Origin of the sequence: Shinella yambaruensis (assembly GCF_022899355.1) — a bacterium.
Classification (GTDB): Bacteria; Pseudomonadota; Alphaproteobacteria; order Rhizobiales; family Rhizobiaceae; genus Shinella; species Shinella yambaruensis.
Window position 1 is genome coordinate 1 of the sequence record NZ_JALJCK010000020.1, and the last position, 18,051, is coordinate 18,051.

The window sequence follows — 18,051 nt, forward strand, 5'->3', positions numbered from 1 at the left end:
TCATCCACACAAGAAGCAGCCCGACTGAGGGCGCCAACATCAACCGCGCCAAACCACGCGTGTTCTCCGTCGCCATGAAATTCCCTCCCATTCCTCAGGCGGCGGCCTCATCCTGCCGCACGCTTTTCTCCGTCACGGCCGATTGGCGGCCGCGCCGTCATAGATCGCCAGAACGCGGTCCACCGCGGCGATCAGGATGTCCTCCGCGCGATCGGCCTCCCGCGGCACCATCGTCGGCAGATACTGGTGCAGCACCGTTTCGGGAATGCGAACGCCGGAAAGCGCCGACAGCAGGGCAGCAACGGCGGCCTCCGCCTCCGGCCGCGTCCAGTAGTAGCGGATACGGTCGCTGTAGCTGAAATGGCGCTGGATCCTGAGCGCAGTCTCATCGCCGTGGTAATAGCCGCTCCAGGACCCGGGCACATCGACCATCAAGGCTTCCATCGCCCGCGCCAGCGGTCGGTCGCCATAGCCGGGCACGATGTCCGAGGCGACGAGATCGAGCGCATAGAGCGCCTCGCGGTAGGCAAAGGTGAGGCCCGGCCCGACCTTCAGGATGGGAAAACCATCGCCGACCAGCGCGGCCAACGCCTCTTCCGCCTGATAGTCGGTGGAATGCGCCTCGAAGACCAGCGCCGGCTCCTCGTCGAGCAAGGCGCTGAGGGCCGCGGCGCGCGGCGGATCGTAGGCGACGACATTGTCGCTGCCGAACTCCACGCCGGGCTGCACGACGAAGGCGATGACCCGCGTGAAGGCATCGGAAAGCCCTGCCTTACCGAAAGCGGCACGGTGCACGGCAATCGCCTCCCGCGCAGCGTCGGGCGCGGTCGGCTCGACCGTCGCCAGCGCATGGTCGGCACCGCCGGGCACGGGCACCTCCGTGCCGAGGATATAGACGGGAGCGGGCAGGTTCCCGCGCCGGGCGGTTTCCTCCGCGACGGCGCAAAGAGCCGCGGCCCGTTCGGCAACGGTGCGGTCGTCCAGGGCGGCCGGCTCGCCGGCGCAGCCCATCGAGGCGTCGAGATGGATTTTCGTGAAGCCGGCCGCAACATAGGCCTCCACCATGCCGGCCGCTTTTTCGAGCGCGACCGAAGCCTGCTCCCTGCGCCAGGGATTGGGCCCGAGATGATCACCACCGAAGATGATCTTGTCCCGCGCAACGCCTTCCTCGGCGGCAATCGCTTCGACGAAGGCGATGAAATCGGCGGGCGCCATGCCGGTATAGCCGCCGAACTGGTTGACCTGGTTGCAGGTCGCTTCGATCAGCACCGGCCCCTCGCCCTTCGCCGCCCGGCGCAACGCGGCACGCAGCACGGTCGGGTGGGCGGAGCAGACAGAGGCGATGCCATAGGGACGGCCCGCGCGGCGGGCCGCGGCCAGGCCCGCGAGGAAGCGGCTCATGCCCCTACCTCCCGGCCGGCGGCCGCAATGAATTGATCGAGCGCCTGCCGGCTGGACACGCCTTCCATCGGCCCCTGCCGGTTGACCGCGCACGCCCCGGCGGCATTGGCGTAGAGCAGCGCATGAGCCGGCGGAAGGCCAGCGCGGCGACCGGTGAGATAGGTGGCTCCGAAACAGTCGCCCGCCCCCGTCGGATCGATCTCCTCCACGGCAAAAGCCGGGCAATCGATACGGCCGGAATCCCGGCTGAAATGGCTGGAACCGGCGCTGCCGCGCTTCAGCACGACCTCGCCGATGCCGAGGCCGAGCAGGCGCTCCACCGCGGCCTCTTCCGTCGCCTCGCGGGCCGCGACGAGCAATTCGTCTCCGGAGGGCAGCAGGAGATCGGTGACAGCCAGCATGTCATCGACGAGCTTGCGGCCCTCGCCGTCCTGCGCCAGCTCCTTGCGGATGTTCGGATCGAAGGAGACCGAGCCGCCTCGCGCCCTGACCGAAGCGACCGCCTCGAGAAGGAGGTCGCCGATGCCGCGGATTGCGAAGGCGGACCCCATGACGTGGACATGGCCGGCACGGGCGATGAGCGCGCGTGCAGCGTTCGTCATCGTCGTGTCGCCGGCCGCGGAATGGGCGATATTGTAGACGAAATCCCGCGAGCCATCCGCCCGATAGCGCACGAAGGCACTGCCGGTCGGCTTGCCGGGAATGACCGCGATGGCCGACACGTCGACGCCATCGGCGCGCAGCCGCTCCACGTTGAGCGTGCCGAAGTCATCGGCGCCGACCGCCGCCACAATGCCCGCCGCACCGCCGAACCGCGCCACCTGATCGATGAAGATCGCCGGCGCGCCGCTCGCAAACGGCCCGACGAGCGGCTGCGGCGCAAGGAACCCCGCCCCGACCGTCGTCGCCATGATCTCCACCAGGATCTCACCGACCGTCACCGTCGGCCCCAGGCCTTCCGGCGCCACTGCGCTCACTCTCATCAATGCACCCTCCCTGCGACGGAGCCCGAAAGCATACCGCGATCATTTCCCATTGGTGATAGCGGATCAGCCCGGCAAAAGTCAACAATTTTTTACGCACGTAAATTTATTTATGTGAAATTCGATTGCAACTCCTCAAGAAGGCTGGAGAGAAAATCTGCAACTTCAGATTAATTCCCTTTTATTACAAGGCGTTACTGGCAATCGTCGCCATTGCACCATCGCAATCGCGAAATTTGTCGCTTGACAACAATGGCTGTTTCACCGCATAAAAACTTTACGCATGGCATTTTATGCGTAAACATCCGTAAAGGAGGAACGGACCCATGAGGAACATGACCCGCATTCTATCGTCGTCCGCCATCGGCCTTGGATTGCTGACCGGCCTCGCACAGGCCGAGGAAATCAGCATCGCTACCGTGAACAACGGCGACATGATCATCATGCAGAAGCTTTCCGGCGCCTGGGAAAAGGAAACCGGAAACAAGATCAACTGGATCGTGCTCGAGGAGAACGTGCTGCGCGAGCGCGTGACCACCGACATCGCCACCCGGGGCGGCCAGTTCGACATCATGACCATCGGCGGCTACGAGGCGCCGATCTGGGGCAGGCAGGGCTGGCTGGCGCCGGTCGACGACCTCGGCGATGACTACGACTACGCGGACCTGCTGGAGCCGATCAAGGCGGGCCTGACGGTCGACGGCAAGCTCTATGCCGTCCCCTTCTATACGGAAAGCTCGTTCACGCTTTACCGCAAGGACCTGTTCGATGCCGCCGGCCTCACCATGCCGGAACAGCCGACCTACGAACAGATCAAGGAATTCGCCGCCAAGCTGACCGACAAGTCCAAGCAGCAATATGGCATCTGCCTGCGCGGCAAGCCGGGCTGGGGCGAGAACATGGCGTTTGTCGGCACGATGGTGAACGCCTATGGCGGCCGCTGGTTCGACATGGATTGGAAGCCTCAGCTCAGTTCCGAGCCGTGGAAGAAGGCGATCACCGACTATGTCGCGCTGCTTTCGGACTACGGCCCGCAGGGGGCCACCGCCAACGGCTTCAACGAGAACCAGACGCTCTTTGCGACGGGCCACTGCGCCATGTGGATCGACGCGACGTCGGCCGCCGGCCGCGTCTACGACCCCAAGCAGAGCCAGGTCGCCGACAAGATCGCCTTCACGCGCGCGCCGATCGCCGAGACGGCGAACGGATCGAGCTGGTCCTGGTCGTGGAACCTCGCCATTCCGGCGACCACGCAGAAGGCCGAGGTCGCCAAGTCGTTCCTCAAATGGGCGACCTCCAAGGACTATGTGAAGCTGGTCGGCGAGAGCGAAGGCTGGGTCGCCGTGCCGCCCGGCACGCGCAAGTCAACCTACGCGCTGCCGGAGTACCAGAAGGCGGCCCCCTTCGCGGAAACCGTGCTTCAGGCCATCCTCTCGGCCGACCCGTCGAAGCCCACCAAGGATCCGGTGCCCTATACCGGCGTGCAGTTCGTCGCCATTCCCGAGTTCCAGGCGATCGGCACCTTCGTCGGCCAGCAGGTCAGCGCGGCCCTTGCCGGCCAGCAGACGGTCGATGCGGCACTCGATGCCGCCCAGGTCCAGGTCGAGCGCGACATGACCCGCGCCGGCTACATCAAGTAAGGCTCCCGCCTGCGGGCATGGCCCGCAGGCCCTCCCAGGAGGATCCGGCACTCCGGTGCCGGGTTTCCCGCACGACGAACATTTCCAACGAACGCATTTCGCGGCACCGGCTTTGACCCGCAACGCATGGAGAAGAGACATGAAACTCAAGGACAAGGTCGCGCTCATCACCGGCGGCGCACGCGGCATCGGCCTCGGCTTTGCCGAAGCCTTCGTGGCCGAGGGCGCCAAGGTCGTCATCGCCGACATCAATCTCGCCCGCGCCGAGGAAGCGGCGGCGGCGATCGGCTCGGCCGCGACAGCCATCAGGATCGACGTCACCAACCTTCAGGACATCGATGCGGTCGTCGGCAAGATCGACGCCGATTTCGGCGGTATCGACATCCTCGTCAACAATGCCGCGATCTTCGACATGGCGCCGATCCAGGCGATCACCGAGGAGAGCTACGACCGTGTCTTCGACGTCAACCTGAAAGGCCCGCTCTTCACCATGAAGGCCGTCGCCAACGTGATGATCGCCCGCGGGCGCGGCGGCAAGATCATCAACATGGCGAGCCAGGCCGGCCGGCGCGGCGAGGCGCTGGTGACGCTCTACTGCGCCTCCAAGGCCGCGATCATTTCGGCAACCCAGTCGGCAGCGCTCGCCCTCGTCAAATACGGCATCAACGTCAATGCGATCGCCCCCGGGGTGGTGGATGGCGAACACTGGGACATCGTCGACGCAAAATTCGCCGAATGGGAAGGCCTGAAGCCCGGCGAGAAGAAGGCTGCCGTGGCGAAATCCGTGCCGATCGGCCGCTTCGCCACGCCCGACGACATCAAGGGCCTCGCCGTCTTCCTCGCCTCCAGCGACAGCGACTACATTCTCGCCCAGACATACAATGTCGACGGCGGCAACTGGATGAGCTGAGCCATGGCGAACCGCATGAAAGCGATCCAGTTCACCGCCAAGGGCGAGGCAAGGCTCGCCGATCTCGGGGTCGGCGATGTTCCGGCCGGCCATGCCCTCGTCAAGGTCAAGGCGGCCGGCCTCTGCCACACGGATATCGACGTGCTGCATGCCCGCTACGGCGACGGCGCCTTTCCGCTCGTGCCGGGCCATGAATATGCCGGCATCGTGGAGGCCGTCGCCGCTGACGTCACGGGCCTCCAGGTCGGCGCGCGCGTCGCCGTCGATCCGAACCTGCCCTGCGGCACCTGCCCCGCCTGCCGCAAGGGCCTGACGAACCTCTGCCGCGACCTGAAGGCCTATGGCGTTTCGCACAATGGCGGCTTTGCCGAATACAGCGTCGTGCGCGCCGACCAGTTGCACGGCATCGGCGACCTGCCTTTTCCCGTCGCGGCCCTTGCCGAGCCGCTCGCCTGCGTGGTGAACGGCCTCAACAGCACGGGCATACGCGGCGGCGCACCGCTGCCGAAGGACGCGCTCGTCATCGGCGCCGGGCCGATCGGGCTGCTCCTTGCGCTGTCGCTGAAGGCGGAGGGCGTCGAGACCGTGACGGTCGCCGATATCAACGAGAGCCGGCTCGCCTTCGCCGCCGGTCTCGGCCTCGGCGGCATCGTCTCCGGTTCCGATGAGCTTGCAGCCAAACGGCGAAGCTACGACTTCGTCGCCGACGCCACGGGCATTGCCAGCGTCGTCGAAGGCATGATCGATCTTCTCGCCGACGGCGGCACGGCGCTTGTCTTCGGCGTCTGCGCTCCGGATGCCCGCATCTCCGTGGCGCCCTTCGAGATCTTCCGCCGCCAGCTGAGGCTTGCCGGTTCCCATTCGCTGAACCGCAACATTCCCGATGCGCTCGAGATCCTGAAGAAGGATGACGGCGGGATGGCGCGGCTCGTATCGCATCGGCTGGCGCTGGAAGAGGTTCTGCCCTTCTTCACGAGGAAGCCGACGGACCCCGCGACGATGAAGGTGCAGTTCGCCGCCGACTGATCACCGAACCGCCGATAGTCGGCCTCGATTTCGGCTTTTCCCGCGAAATGAGGCCGGCTAAGAAGGCGAACACCGGAACCGCAGGAGCACCGCTTGGCCAAGTCGATCAGAACAATGGAGGATTTTTCCGAGTTCGTCGGCCTGTCCCGGCCCACGGTGTCGAAATATTTCAACGACCCTTCTTCCGTTCGCAAGAAGACGCGGGACGCCATCGAGGAGGCGCTGAAAAAGTCCGGCTTCCGGCCAAACATCTTCGCCGTCAACCTCAACCGCCGTCGCAGCAACATCATCGGCATCGTCGTGCCGACCTCGATCGACCCCTTCTACATGGCGCTGACGCGGCGCATCGAGCTCATCGCCAACGAGGCCGGCTTCCACGCCTTCGTGCTTTCGGCGGATGGCCGCGCCGATATCGAGGACAACGCGATCAAGACGTTCAAGTCGATGAACGTCGCCGGCGCCATCATAGCTCCGCTCGGATCGGCCGCGCGGCCGAAGACGCTGGAGCAGCTCGGCCAGTCCATCCCCCTCGTCTATGTCGACTCCCCGCTCGACGAGACCTCCGCCTTCGTCGGCACGGACAACCGCCAGAGCTTCGGCCTCATCGTCGACTACCTCTGCCGCTCCGGCGAGCCGCCCTGCTATCTGGGCATGCCGCATGTCAATACCAACGCGCTCACCCGCGAGACCGCCTATCTCGAAGCCATGGCGCGCCTCGGCATGGAGCCGCATGTCCTGCCGGTCTCGGAAGCCGCAAGCTGGGATTTCGAACGCTTCGCCTTCGAGGAAGCGAGCCGCCTGCTCGAAAAGCCGGCCGCGCTCAAGAGCCGCACCATCCTGTGCGCCAACGACCGCCTCGCTTTCGGCGTCATCGCCGCCGCCTGGCAGAAGGGCCTGAAGGTCGGCCACGGCGCCGACTATGACCTGCGCATCGCCGGCCACGACGACCATCCCCTCTCCCAATACGCCTGCCCCCCGCTCACCACCGTCGCCCAGAACTACGACGAGATCGGCCGGCTCGCGATCCAGCTCCTGCTGCACAAGCTTGACGAAGCGGACCACCCTGCATTGGGCAAGGAGCAGATCTTGCTGAAATCGGAACTGATGCTGCGGCATTCGGCCTAAAGCCCTTGAACGGACCCGAAACGGCGGCAGCACATCGCTCCGCCTTCCTCAAACGGCCTTCAACCATTCCGCCCAGCGCGGATCGCTCATCACGAAGCGCGCCCGCATGTGCTTCCAGAAGCCGTATTTGAAGAAATCGAAATCGAGGCGGGAGATCCGGTTCTGCACCATCGCCCAGGTCGACCATTTCAGATCGACCAGCGCCTTGAACAAAGAGACCCGCGCCAGGAGAGCCGGATCGAGGCGGCCGTAATATGCCTCGATCATCTCCGCCTCCACCTCCGGCGAGAAGCACATTTCGCTGAACCACAGGGCAAGTTCGGCCGCCCGGTCGTTGGTCGAGGCATATTCGAAATCGACGAGCATGACCCGCTGGTCGGCATGAAGCAGGAAATTCCCGGCGAGCGTATCGTTCATGCAGGGGGCGAGATCGAGGCCGGACGCTTCCAGCGCCTGCCGCGCCTCGCGGTAGCGCGCATTGAGCCAGCCGAAATCGCCGGGAAACTCGCCGCCCAGCGCCAGGGCCTGCTCGAAATGCTCGTCGATCATGTCGAAGGTCGTCTTGCGCTGGGAGAGCGGCGTGCTGTCGTTGAAAGCCTTCAGGGCGCGCAGGCCGTTGAAGCGCACGACCGGATCGAGAAAGTCGGCATTGGTGGATGTGCGCAGCCCCTCGACGAACTCGCTGACCTCCACGCCGGTCTCGGGGAAGAAATCGATGATGCGCGCGCCGACGCCGGCGGCATGCGCCTTGCGGCCGGCCTCGTTCGCCGTCCGGCGGTCGATGAACATTTCCGTGCCTTCGCCCGGGATCTTGACGAAGAAGCTGTGCGGCGCGCCATCGACATGCACCCGCCAGTTCGGATTGCTGATGCCGCCGGGCACCGGCTCGTAGGAAACCGGCCGCTCCCGCCAATCCGCGACGGCGAGAATGGCGGCCTCGATCGCCCGCTCCGCCGGAGATACGCCTTCACCCAGGCTGCGTCGCATCCGCCCCTCCCTCAGACCTGTTTCAGCCACGTTTCGAAGCGCGGCCCCTCGATCACGGTCCGCGCCCTGAGCAGCCGCCATTCGGCATATTTGAAGAACTCGACGTGCTTTCGCGGCGAGCGCGCCGCACTGACGAAGCCCCACAGCGCCCACATCAGATCGTCCGCCGCGCCATAGAGGCGTGCGCGGGCAAGGATCTGCCCATCCGGTTTACCGGTCGCGATCTCGATCGCCAGCAGCGCCTCGCCATCGAAGGCAAGCAGTTCGGCAAGCACGGTTCCAAGATCATGGGCGGGATCCGCCTGTCGCGCCCATTCGAAATCGACCAGCCGGACGGCGTCTTGCGGCCCGACCATCACGTTCGACGACGCGCCATCGGCATGGCAGGCGACGCGATCGACGCCGGCCGCCGCGATCGCCGCGCCAATCCGCTCGACGGCCGCTGCAACGGTCCGCACCGGCGCGGGCAGGATCACGCCGGGCGCTTCGGCAAGCCTTCGATAGGCGGCGACGAGATCGAACACGCTGCGGTCTTCGGCGAGCGGTGCAGCCTCCTGGAAGCGGCGCTTGGCGGCAAGCAGGTTTTCGAGCACCGCGGGACGGCGAAGCACATCCGCACGGCCCCATGCCCATTCCTCGCCCAGCGCCTCGAACATGAGGACACCCCGCGCGGGATCGGCATGCAGCAGCCGGGGCGCGATACCGAGCTCTCCCGCCTTGCGGCTGGCCTCCGCAACGCGGTCCAACGCGATGAAATCGGCCATGTCGTCGTGACGGTGCTTGAGGAAGACCGGCGGCCGGCCGGGCGCCGTGGCGAAAAGGCAGGTGTTCTCGACGGCCCGGTGAATGGGAGAAACAACGCCCCCGACCGGCGGAGAAAGCACCGCGCCAGACAGGCCGACGGCTGCGAGCGCGAGCAGGATCGCCTCATGGTTCTGCATGAAATCCTCCCTCGGCGAGCTGTCGCAACAGTGCTGTCAAAACCTTGAGACCCGCCTTCATATCCTCCGGATGGGTCAGTTCGTCGGGATGGTGCGCGATGCCGTCGACGCTCGGAATGAAGATCAGGGCCGAGGGAATGCCGGTATTTTGCAATGCGACGGCGTCGTGCCCGGCGACCGAGCGCATGACCAAGGGCTCGAAACCGCAGGCGCGCGCTATGTCGCCGGCAAGCGCCGCCAGACGGTCGTCCATGCTGGCGGGCGGGCGCAGCCCATCGGCGGCAATCTCCAACCGCGTGCCGGTTTCGAGCGCCGCCTTTTCGAAGGCCGCGATCACCGCCCGGCCAGCGATGTCGAGTTCGGCGACGTCGAGACCGCGCAGTTCGAACCAGACGGTCGCGCGCTCGGCCACGACGTTCGGCGAATTCGGCTCGATGACGAGGCGCGCAGCCGAGCGATGGAGGTGGGGATGATGCGCGGCGACAATGGCCTCGAAGGCCGTAATGCCCCGCGCGGCGGCGAGAAGCGCATCGCGCCGGTCCGCCATGGGTGTCGGTCCCGTATGGGCGGCGCGGCCGGTCCAGGCCGCGGTGATCTTGCGAGCCGCCCAGGTCCCCTCGACGACGCCGATCCGCCGCTCGGCCTCCGTCAGGACCCCGCCCTGCTCGACATGCAATTCGACATAGGCTTCGGGGCAAGGCGGAACGCTTTCGGTTTCGCCGGCCACACCGATCGTATCGAGGGCGTCGCGGAGCGCAATGCCGGCCCCGTCCTGGAGAGCAAGCGCATCGTCCAGCGGCAGGGCACCCGAAAAGACGCCGCTGCCGGTGAGGCTCGGCTGGTAGCGCGCACCCTCCTCGTTCGTCCAGTTGACGACGGCGAGATTGCGGCTTGGACGAAAGCCGCCGGCGCGGATTTCCGCATCGAGATCGAGCGCTGCGCAGCCCGCCGCGAGCACGCCGAGCGCGCCGTCGAAGCGGCCGCCGCGCGGCTGGGTGTCGAGATGCGACCCGGCAAAGACCCAGGAAGCCCCCTCACCCGCCCAGTCGAAACAGGCGAACTGGTTGCCGATCGCATCCTGCGCGATACGGGCGCCGCCCCTCGACATCCAGTCGGCAAAGAGGCGGCGCGCCGCGCCATCCTCGGCGCTCGCCGCCAGCCGCGTGATCCCAGCCCCGGGACGCGCGCCGATCGCGGACATCCGGTCGAAAACCGCCGCCAGATCGGAGCCGGCCATAGCCGCTGCGCTATCCATGGATGATCTCCAGTCCCTCGGCCTGGACGGCCGTGACGAGAGCGGGCGGAGGACGGCGGTCCGTCACCAGCGTATGAACCCGGCCGAAGGGCGCGGTGATGACGTTGCCGACCTTGCCGAACTTGGAGTGATCGGCAAGCATCACGCTTCGCGACGTCTGCTTCAGCAGCACCTGGCGGATGCGCGCCTCGTCCTCTTCGAAGTCCATGAAGCCGTAACCGGCATTCACGGCGGCCGCGCCCATGAACACCATGTCGAAATGGAACTGCTGGATATAGGCGATCGTGTCGTAGCCGACGAGATCCTGCTCCACCGGCCGCAGGTGCCCGGGCGTCATCAGCACCTGAACGCCGAAATGCTCGCAGGCCGCCTGCGCGATGCGCAGCGAGTTGGTGTAGAGCCTGAGTTTCTTGAAACCGACGAGCCGGCGGGCGAGCGCCAGCGTCGTCGTGCCGGTGTCGAGGAAGATGACGCAGTCGTCGACGATGAGATCGCGCGCAAGGCCTGCGACCTCGTCCTTCTCCAGCGCATTCAGCTTGATACGCTCGGTGATCGGCGTGTCGGCGGTGCGGCCCGCCGGAATGGCGCCGCCATGCACGCGCCGCACGGCGCCCTCGGCCTCCAGATCCTTGAGGTCGCGCCGGATCGTTTCACCGGAAACGCCGAATTCGGCCGAAAGCTCGAGCACGCTGACGCGCTGATCGCGGTCCAGGCGCTCCAGGATGACCTCCTTGCGGATCTCACTCGACATGAACGGCTTCCTCCTCATGCGGCGCCGCGTGCCGGTGCAGGCAGGCGGCGTAGTTGCCGCCGGCAAGGGCCAGCAGCGGCGGGTCGGTTTTCGCGCAGTCGCCCTGCGCGCGCGGGCAGCGCGAACGGAACGAACAGCCGAGCGGCAGATCGATCGGGCTTGGCGGCTCGCCGTCGAGCAGGTAGCGCGGGCGCGGAAAGCGGTTGTCCTCCAGCGTCGGCATGGCGCTCAGCAGCGCCCGGGTATAGGGGTGGTGTGGCTGTTCGAAAAGCGTGCTGTTGTCGGCCAGTTCCACGATGCGCCCGAGATACATGACGGCGATACGGTGGCACATCCGACGCACGAGCGCGAGGTCGTGCGAAATGAACACATAGGAAAATCCGTGTGTTGCCTGGAGCCGGTTGAAGAGGTCCAGAAGCTCGGCCTGCTCCACCTGGTCGAGCGCCGACAGCGTCTCGTCGAGGATGAGGAGGCGCGGCTTCAGCACCAGCGCGCGGGCGATATTGATGCGCTGGCGCTGGCCGGCGCTCAGACCCACCGGCAGCCGGTCGGCAAGCTCCATGTCGAGCCCTACCTCGGCCATCGCCTCCTGTGCCCGTTTCCCCGCCTCCGCCCGGCCGATGCCGTGAATGAGCAAAGGCTCCTCGATCATGCGCTGGAGCGGCATGCCTGACGGCAGCGAACCGTAGGGGTCCTGCAGAAGCAGCTGGAAGGACCGGCGCATTTCCGTCAGCGAGCGGGCGGAAAGGTGCGAAAGGTCCTTGCCGAGGAAGGCGATGCGGCCACCGTCCGGCTGCTCCAGCCAGGCGAGGAGGCGGGTCAAGGTGGATTTGCCGCAGCCGCTTTCGCCCACGATGCCGAAATTCTCGCCGGCCTTCACGGTGAAGGAGACGTCGCGCACCGCCTTCACCTCGTTATAGGCGTTGAAGGAGCCTCGCCGGCGCACGAGGTAGGAGCGCATGACGTTGTCGACGGTCAGCACGGCCTCGCCTTCCTGCGCCGCCGGGGCCGTCACATCCTTCCAGATCGAGGGGATGCGCGAGATGAGCGCGCGCGTATAGGACTGGCGGGGACGTGCGGCGAGCTCCGCCGTGCACCCCTCCTCCACGATGCGGCCGCGCTGCATGACGAGCGTGCGCTCGGCGATCTGCGCCACCACCGGCAGCGACGACGAGATGAAGAGGAAAGCGGTATCGAGGCTCTGCCGCAGCCCGTCGATGAGACGGATGATCTGCGCGGCCACCGTCACGTCGAGCGGCTGGGTGATGTTGTCGGCGATGACCAGCGACGGATCGGAAACAAGCGCATCGACGATCATCACCCGCTGCATCATGCCGCCGGAGAACTGGAACGGCGCCTCGTGGAAACGGGCGCCCGGCGAAGGGATGCGCACGCGGGCGAGCAGGTCGAGCACCTTGTCGCGCGCCTCGGCCCGGCCGATCCCGGGCCGCACGCAGCGCAGCTTCTCGACGATCTGCTGGCCGATCGGCAGACGGGGATCGAGCGATCCCATGGGATTGGCGCCGATGAAACCGATGCGGTTGCCGCGGATGGCGGAGAGCGCGCGCGGCGGCAGCGACAGGATGTCCTTGCCCTCGAAGACGACCTTGCCGGCGGTTATTTCCAAGGGCGTGGAGACGGCGCACACCAGCGCACGGGCGAGCACCGACTTGCCGGAACCGGCCTCGCCGACGAGGCCGAGCACTTCGCCGGGCGCCAGGGCGAAGCTGACATCGTCGACGACGCGCCGGCTGCGCCCTTCACGCTCAAGATCGACGCTGAGATTGGAGACGGCGAGAATGGGACCGGCCATCACGCTTCTCCCCGCAGCACGGCATTGCGCGCGCGCTCCAGCGCCGATCCCATCAGGTTGAGGCAGGTGAGCGAAACCAGCATGAAGACGCCGGGCATGGTGGCGATCCACCAGGCGTTCAGAAGGTATTTTCGCGCATCGGCGATGACATTGCCGAAGGTTGGGGTCGGCGGCTGCACGCCGAGGCCGAGAAAGCCGAGAATGGATTCGAAGATCATCATGCGGGCGATGTCGAGCACCGCGACAAAGGCGATGGGCGGCAGAACGACCGGCGCGACGAAGAGCAGCATGATGCGCAGGTCCGAAGCCCCGAGCACCCGCTCGCCCAGCACATAGCCACGGCTGCGCTCGCCGAGCGCCACGGAGCGGGCGACGCGGGCATAGAGCGGCCAGCCGGAAAGCCCCAGAACGAGGATGATCGCCGGCACCGTCGGGCGGGAAACGCCGAGAATGGTGATGGCAAGGATGATCATCGGGATCGAAAGCTGCGCATCGGTGAGCCGCATGATGACGGCATCGACCCAGCCGCCGCGGAACCCGGCATAGAGCCCGAGGCTGCAGCCGACGACGAACATCAGGACGACGGTGGTGATGCCGATCAACAGCGAATAGCGCAGGCCCACCAGACAGCGCATCAGCACGTCGCGGCCGAGCTGGTCCGTGCCGAGCAGATAGGGCCACTTCCAGCCCTCGGCGGGGAACGGCGGCAGCAGCTTGGAACCGTAGGCGATCTTGATCGGATCGACCGGGCTCACCAGCGGCAACAGGATCGCAAGGCCGACGAGCAGGGCAAAGCCGACGAGGCCGATGCGGAAATCCGTGCGCGCCGCGGCGATCTGGAGCATGCGCCGGGTGGGCGTGACGCCCCGTTTGGCCGCGGGGCGCGGGGCGACATTCTCATGGGCGATATCGGCCACGTCAGTACTCCAGTCTCGGATCGATGGTCATCGCGATGAGGTCGACGAGAACGTTGATCATCACGAACATCACGGAAATGAAGATCGCGATGCCCTGGATGAGCGGGAAATCGCGTTGCAGCACGGCATTGATCGTCAGGAGGCCAAGGCCGGGATAGTCGAAGATGAACTCGATGACGAGGACCCCGCCGAGCAGCATGCCAAGCTGCACGCCGAGCAGGTTGATGAGCGGGATCGCCGAATTGCCCAGCGCATGGGAGAAGATCGTGCGGCTGCGCGAAAGGCCACGGATCGGCGCGAGCTGGATGAAATCCTCGCGCATCACCTGCGCCACCGAGACGGTGAGCGTGCGCAGGATGAACGGCACGATCTCCACCGCGAGCACGATCGCCGGCAGGATGGTGTAGCTGAAGCCGCGATAGCCGATGGCCGGAAGCAGTTTCAGCTTCACCGACAGGAACAGCGTCAGCACGATGCCGAGCCAGAAATTCGGCGTCGACACGCAGATGGAACCGATCGCCAGCGCCAGCTTGTCCGGCCATCGCCCCGGATACAGCCCGCCCAATGTGCCGAGCGGCACGGCCACGAGCAAGGCGAGCGCCAACGCCACGGCCGCAAGCTGGAGCGTCATCGGCAGGGTCGCGAGGATGAGATCCAGCACCTTGGCGCGCTCCTCGCGCGTCGCATCGTCGAAGGACGAGCCGCCGAGGCTTGCGCCGCTTTTCGGGCGCACGAAAGACGTGCCGAGATCGCCGGTCACGAGATCGCCGAGATAGGAGACGAACTGCACGGGAATGGGCCGGTCGAGGCCGAGTTCCTTCGCTTTCATCACCACCACCTCGTCGGGCGCCATGCCGCCGACGATGAGGCGTGCCGGATCGCCCGGCACCACACGCAGCAGCGTGAAGATGATGAAGGTCACGAGCAGGATGATGAGCGCCCCCTGCAGGAGCCGTCTCAACAGGAACGACAGGACGAACATGCGGTTTCCCTTGCGCTGATCGGTATGGAAGCGGCCGCCCTCGACGGCGGCCGCCGCTTGCCATCAGGCCAGGGTCGCCTTGTTCGCGTCCATCATGCCGTTCGGGTAGAAGTACATGCCGTCCAGCCCGTCGCGCATGGCGTGGATGAAGACCGAGGTGAACAGCGACAGCGCCGGCACCTTGTCCGCCAGCATCGGCATCACCTCGTTCTGGATCACCGCCTTGCGCTCCGCCGGATCGAGCGTGTTGCGCTCCTTGTCGAGAACCGTATCCAGATCCTTGTCCTCGATGCCGCAGATGCGCTTCGAGCTCGAATGGAAATGCGTGCGCAGCACGAGGTCCGGCTCCGGCGAGCCCGTCGACCAGCCGCAGTCGATCATGTGACCCGGCCCGCCGCCCGGCCGGTCATAGAGCCGCTCGTTCCAGGCGGCGACCTCCATGACATTGAGCTTCACGGGGAAACCCTGTTCCTGGAGCATCGCCGTGATGACCTCGCCATATTCCTTGGTTTTCGGATAGAAGCCGACCGAGGTGATATATTCGAGTTCGGGCAGGCCCTCGCCCTTCGGGAAGCCGGCTTCGGCCAGAAGCCGCTGGCTTTCCTCCGGATCGTATTCCGGATAGTTCGGCGTATCGACATAGCCGAACTTCACCGGCGAGATCCACGCCTTGGACGCGTGGCCGGAGACGCCGAGAATGTCGAGCAGCACGGCGCGGTCGATGGCATGGGCGGCCGCCTTGCGCACGCGCGGATCGTCGAAGGGCGGCTTGGAGCAGCGGAACCAGAGATATTTGTTCTCGACGGACACAGCCTTGTTCAGCGTGTAGCCGCCGGTCTCCTCGATGGTCTGGACCTGCTCGGCCTCAAGACGCTCGATGAGGTCCGCCTCCCCGTTGAGCAGCGCCAGCGTGCGGGTGGTCGCATCGCCGACGAAGCTGAAATTGATGCCGGGAATGGCCGGTTTGCCGAGATGGAAGCCGTCAAAGGCCTCCAGCACCGTCGTGTTGCCATCCTGGCGGGCGAACCTGAAGGCGCCGGTGCCATTCGGACGCGAGGACAGCGTCTTCGGGTCGGCGACGTCCTTTGCGGACATGATCGGCAGGAAGGCCGACAGGAACCAGAAGAGGCTCGCCGGGTAGCCGGCCTTGTCGGTCTTGATGCGGGCGACATGATCGCTCACCACTTCGACCTCGCAGGGGCCGGGATACCACGCCGCCGGCCGGTCGGGCTGGCTGGCATATTCGAAGGTCGCCTTCACGTCTTCGGCGGTGAAGGGCTTGCCGTCATGGAAGGTCACGCCCTCGCGCAGCGTGAACTCCAGCGTATGCTCGTCGACGAGCTTCATGTCGGTCGCCAGTTCCATCACCAGTTCGTCCGGATTGTCCGGCCGCATCGGCGCGCGGGTGAGATAACCGAAGACGAAGCTCTCCAGATTGATCTGGGCGAGCGTGGTGTGCGAGGACGGGTCCCAGTTGCCGGTCAGGTTCTCCGCCGACATGAAATTGAGGACCTTGCCCTCGGCGGCATGCGCCGGATCGACGAAAAAGGCGGTGTTGAGGACCGGAAGGCCGACGGCGACGCCAGCGAGCGCGGAACTCTTTAGGAATGCTCTCCTGTTGAATTGCATGACGATATCTCCGCAGTTGGATTGCTGGGTGTTCCCCACCCCGCTTTGCCGCCAGCAACGACAAGCGGAGGTATTTTATTTTGGAAAAGATGGTCTTCGGCCTGCTGGCAGAAGGCCATCACAAGCGCATCGGCATGCCGCCGGCCAACGACCTGAAGGCCGACCGGCAGGCCATTCGCCGTCAGCCCGCAGGGCAGCGAGGCCGCCGGGTTGCCCGACAGGTTGAAGGGATAGGTAAAGGGCGTCCAACCCGTCCAGGCCAGCACCTCGGACGGCGACGTGAACCCTTCGGGCGCCTCGCGGTCGGCGGCGAAGGGCTCGACCGGCACGGTTGGCATGAGCAGGAGGTCGATATCCTCGAAAAGCGCATGGACGCTGCCGGCGAATTCGGCGCGCGCCTTTGCGGCCGCAAGATAATCGGCGAGATCGTAGCGCGCCGAAGCCTCGACGAGACCGCGAAAACCGCTCCCGAAAGCCGAGAGGTCCGCCTGCGCGCCATAGGCGACGCCACGGCCGGCGACCCAAAGCGTTTCGAAAATCCCGATCGGGTCCTGCCAGTCGAGCACGACCGGGCGGATGTCGATGCCGAGCGCCGTGGAGAGGGTCGCAACGGCGTCCCGCACCACCCGCTCGATTTCGGGCGCGACGGAAAAGCCGAACAGGCTCGGGACGAAACCGACGCGCAACGACCCGAGGGATCGCGGCGCGGTGTAGTCGGCGCCGTCATCGGGCAGCGCCTGATGGTCGCGCGGATCCGGCCCCTTGAGGATGTTGAACAGGAGGGCGCTATCCTTCGCCGAAAGGCTCATCGGACCGGCATGGGAGAGCATTTCCGTTGCGCTCCACGGCCAGGCCGGTACGCGTCCCAGCGAACCCTTCATGGCGAAAATTCCACAAAAGGCTGCCGGGATGCGCACGGAACCGCCGCCGTCGGACCCCAGCGTGAAGGGAACCATCCGCGCGGCGAGCGCCGCACCGGAACCGGAACTCGAGCCGCCACTCGTCAATTCCAGATTCCAGGGATTGCGGGTCGGCCCGTAGAACTCCGAGCAGCCGGATCCGGACCAGCCCATCTCCGTCGTCGTCGTCTTGCCGATCATGATCGATCCGGCATCGATCATCCGCTGGACAATCGGTGCCGTCGCCTTGGGAGCGAAATTCCTGTAGGCGGCCGAGCCTCGCTGACAGAGCCGGTCCGCCACGAAGAAGAGGTCCTTCACCCCCATGGGGATGCCGTGCAGCGGGCCGCGCAGGCGCCCTTGCGCCCTCTCCCGGTCGCAGGCGCGCGCCTCCTCCAGGGCCTCCCTTTCGTAGACCTGGCTGAAGGCGTTGACGACCGGGTTCAATCGCCGGATGCGCTCCAGGCTTTCCTGCACGAGCGCCTCGGAGGTGAGGCTGCCGGAAGCAATTGCCGATCTGAGTGCAAGAACCGAAAAATCCACGACCTTCGTCTCCAGTTATGTGGATTTATGTTGGTTTTGTGGAAATTGTCAATATGCAGAAAATCAACAAAACACAGCCAAACCGGCACGCCTTACGCACCGAACGGCAATCGTGTTGATTTGCAATGAGAACTCACCCGGCACTGCCCCGATCAGCATGGAGTTGCGTAGCGAGGGCAAGGCAAGGCGGCACCCGCCGACCGCGACCGAAGCGTCCTTGCCGACCGATGGATTGTCAGATTATCTATA

General features: G+C 65.8%; 15 protein-coding genes. 4 read left to right on the forward strand and 11 right to left on the reverse strand.

What is annotated here, in order from left to right; translation table 11 throughout:
* Positions 1–132: 132 nt before the first annotated feature.
* Positions 133–1,401: a D-tagatose-bisphosphate aldolase, class II, non-catalytic subunit gene (locus MUU56_RS29960; RefSeq protein WP_245082027.1), complete on the reverse strand. Its 1,269-nt coding sequence runs from the start codon at positions 1,399–1,401 to the stop codon at positions 133–135.
* Positions 1,398–2,384 carry a tagatose kinase gene (locus MUU56_RS29965; RefSeq protein WP_245082028.1) on the reverse strand — a complete coding sequence of 329 codons (987 nt, stop codon included), beginning with the start codon at positions 2,382–2,384 and terminating at the stop codon, positions 1,398–1,400. Before MUU56_RS29965 ends, MUU56_RS29960 begins: the two co-directional genes overlap by 4 nt.
* Before the next feature lie 335 nt (positions 2,385–2,719).
* Between MUU56_RS29965 and MUU56_RS29970 the strand changes: the two genes are divergently transcribed.
* The 4 genes from MUU56_RS29970 (at position 2,720) to MUU56_RS29985 (ending at position 7,085) form a co-directional block, all read left to right on the forward strand.
* Complete coding sequence (locus MUU56_RS29970) at positions 2,720–4,024, forward strand: ABC transporter substrate-binding protein (RefSeq protein WP_398433272.1); 1,305 nt, start codon at positions 2,720–2,722, stop codon at positions 4,022–4,024.
* Positions 4,025–4,163: 139 nt separating this feature from the next.
* Positions 4,164–4,934: an L-iditol 2-dehydrogenase gene (locus MUU56_RS29975; protein WP_245082030.1), complete on the forward strand. Its 771-nt coding sequence runs from the start codon at positions 4,164–4,166 to the stop codon at positions 4,932–4,934.
* Between the two features lie 15 nt (positions 4,935–4,949).
* Positions 4,950–5,960 carry a zinc-dependent alcohol dehydrogenase family protein gene (locus tag MUU56_RS29980; protein WP_245082032.1) on the forward strand — a complete coding sequence of 337 codons (1,011 nt, stop codon included), beginning with the start codon at positions 4,950–4,952 and terminating at the stop codon, positions 5,958–5,960.
* A gap of 114 nt (positions 5,961–6,074) precedes the next feature.
* A complete protein-coding gene (locus tag MUU56_RS29985; RefSeq protein WP_245082237.1) occupies positions 6,075–7,085 on the forward strand; it encodes a LacI family DNA-binding transcriptional regulator in 1,011 nt (336 codons plus the stop codon).
* Between the two features lie 48 nt (positions 7,086–7,133).
* Here the strand turns inward: MUU56_RS29985 and MUU56_RS29990 are convergent, their stop codons facing one another.
* The 9 genes from MUU56_RS29990 to MUU56_RS30030 all read right to left on the reverse strand — a co-directional run bounded on the left by MUU56_RS29990 (position 7,134) and on the right by MUU56_RS30030 (position 17,802).
* On the reverse strand, positions 7,134–8,072 hold the full coding sequence (locus MUU56_RS29990; protein WP_245082034.1) for a choline/ethanolamine kinase family protein: 939 nt from the start codon (positions 8,070–8,072) through the stop codon (positions 7,134–7,136).
* An 11-nt stretch (positions 8,073–8,083) separates the two neighbouring features.
* Positions 8,084–9,013 carry a phosphotransferase gene (locus MUU56_RS29995; protein ID WP_245082036.1) on the reverse strand — a complete coding sequence of 310 codons (930 nt, stop codon included), beginning with the start codon at positions 9,011–9,013 and terminating at the stop codon, positions 8,084–8,086.
* Positions 9,000–10,268: a Zn-dependent hydrolase gene (locus tag MUU56_RS30000; protein WP_245082038.1), complete on the reverse strand. Its 1,269-nt coding sequence runs from the start codon at positions 10,266–10,268 to the stop codon at positions 9,000–9,002. The genes MUU56_RS29995 and MUU56_RS30000 overlap by 14 nt, the downstream gene beginning before the upstream one ends.
* Positions 10,261–11,019 carry a DeoR/GlpR family DNA-binding transcription regulator gene (locus MUU56_RS30005; protein ID WP_245082040.1) on the reverse strand — a complete coding sequence of 253 codons (759 nt, stop codon included), beginning with the start codon at positions 11,017–11,019 and terminating at the stop codon, positions 10,261–10,263. Before MUU56_RS30005 ends, MUU56_RS30000 begins: the two co-directional genes overlap by 8 nt.
* Positions 11,009–12,832 (reverse strand): dipeptide ABC transporter ATP-binding protein, encoded by a 1,824-nt coding sequence (locus MUU56_RS30010; protein WP_245082042.1) that lies wholly within the window; start codon positions 12,830–12,832, stop codon positions 11,009–11,011. The genes MUU56_RS30005 and MUU56_RS30010 overlap by 11 nt, the downstream gene beginning before the upstream one ends.
* Positions 12,832–13,740, reverse strand: coding sequence for an ABC transporter permease (locus tag MUU56_RS30015; RefSeq protein ID WP_245082240.1), 909 nt, complete (start codon positions 13,738–13,740; stop codon positions 12,832–12,834). Before MUU56_RS30015 ends, MUU56_RS30010 begins: the two co-directional genes overlap by 1 nt.
* Positions 13,741–13,750: 10 nt before the next feature.
* On the reverse strand, positions 13,751–14,731 hold the full coding sequence (locus MUU56_RS30020; protein WP_064333736.1) for an ABC transporter permease: 981 nt from the start codon (positions 14,729–14,731) through the stop codon (positions 13,751–13,753).
* A 63-nt stretch (positions 14,732–14,794) separates the two neighbouring features.
* Positions 14,795–16,360 carry an ABC transporter substrate-binding protein gene (locus MUU56_RS30025; RefSeq protein ID WP_245082044.1) on the reverse strand — a complete coding sequence of 522 codons (1,566 nt, stop codon included), beginning with the start codon at positions 16,358–16,360 and terminating at the stop codon, positions 14,795–14,797.
* Entirely contained in the window at positions 16,333–17,802 is a 1,470-nt protein-coding gene (locus MUU56_RS30030; RefSeq protein WP_245082046.1) for an amidase, read from the reverse strand. The genes MUU56_RS30025 and MUU56_RS30030 overlap by 28 nt, the downstream gene beginning before the upstream one ends.
* Between the last annotated feature and the right edge of the window lie 249 nt (positions 17,803–18,051).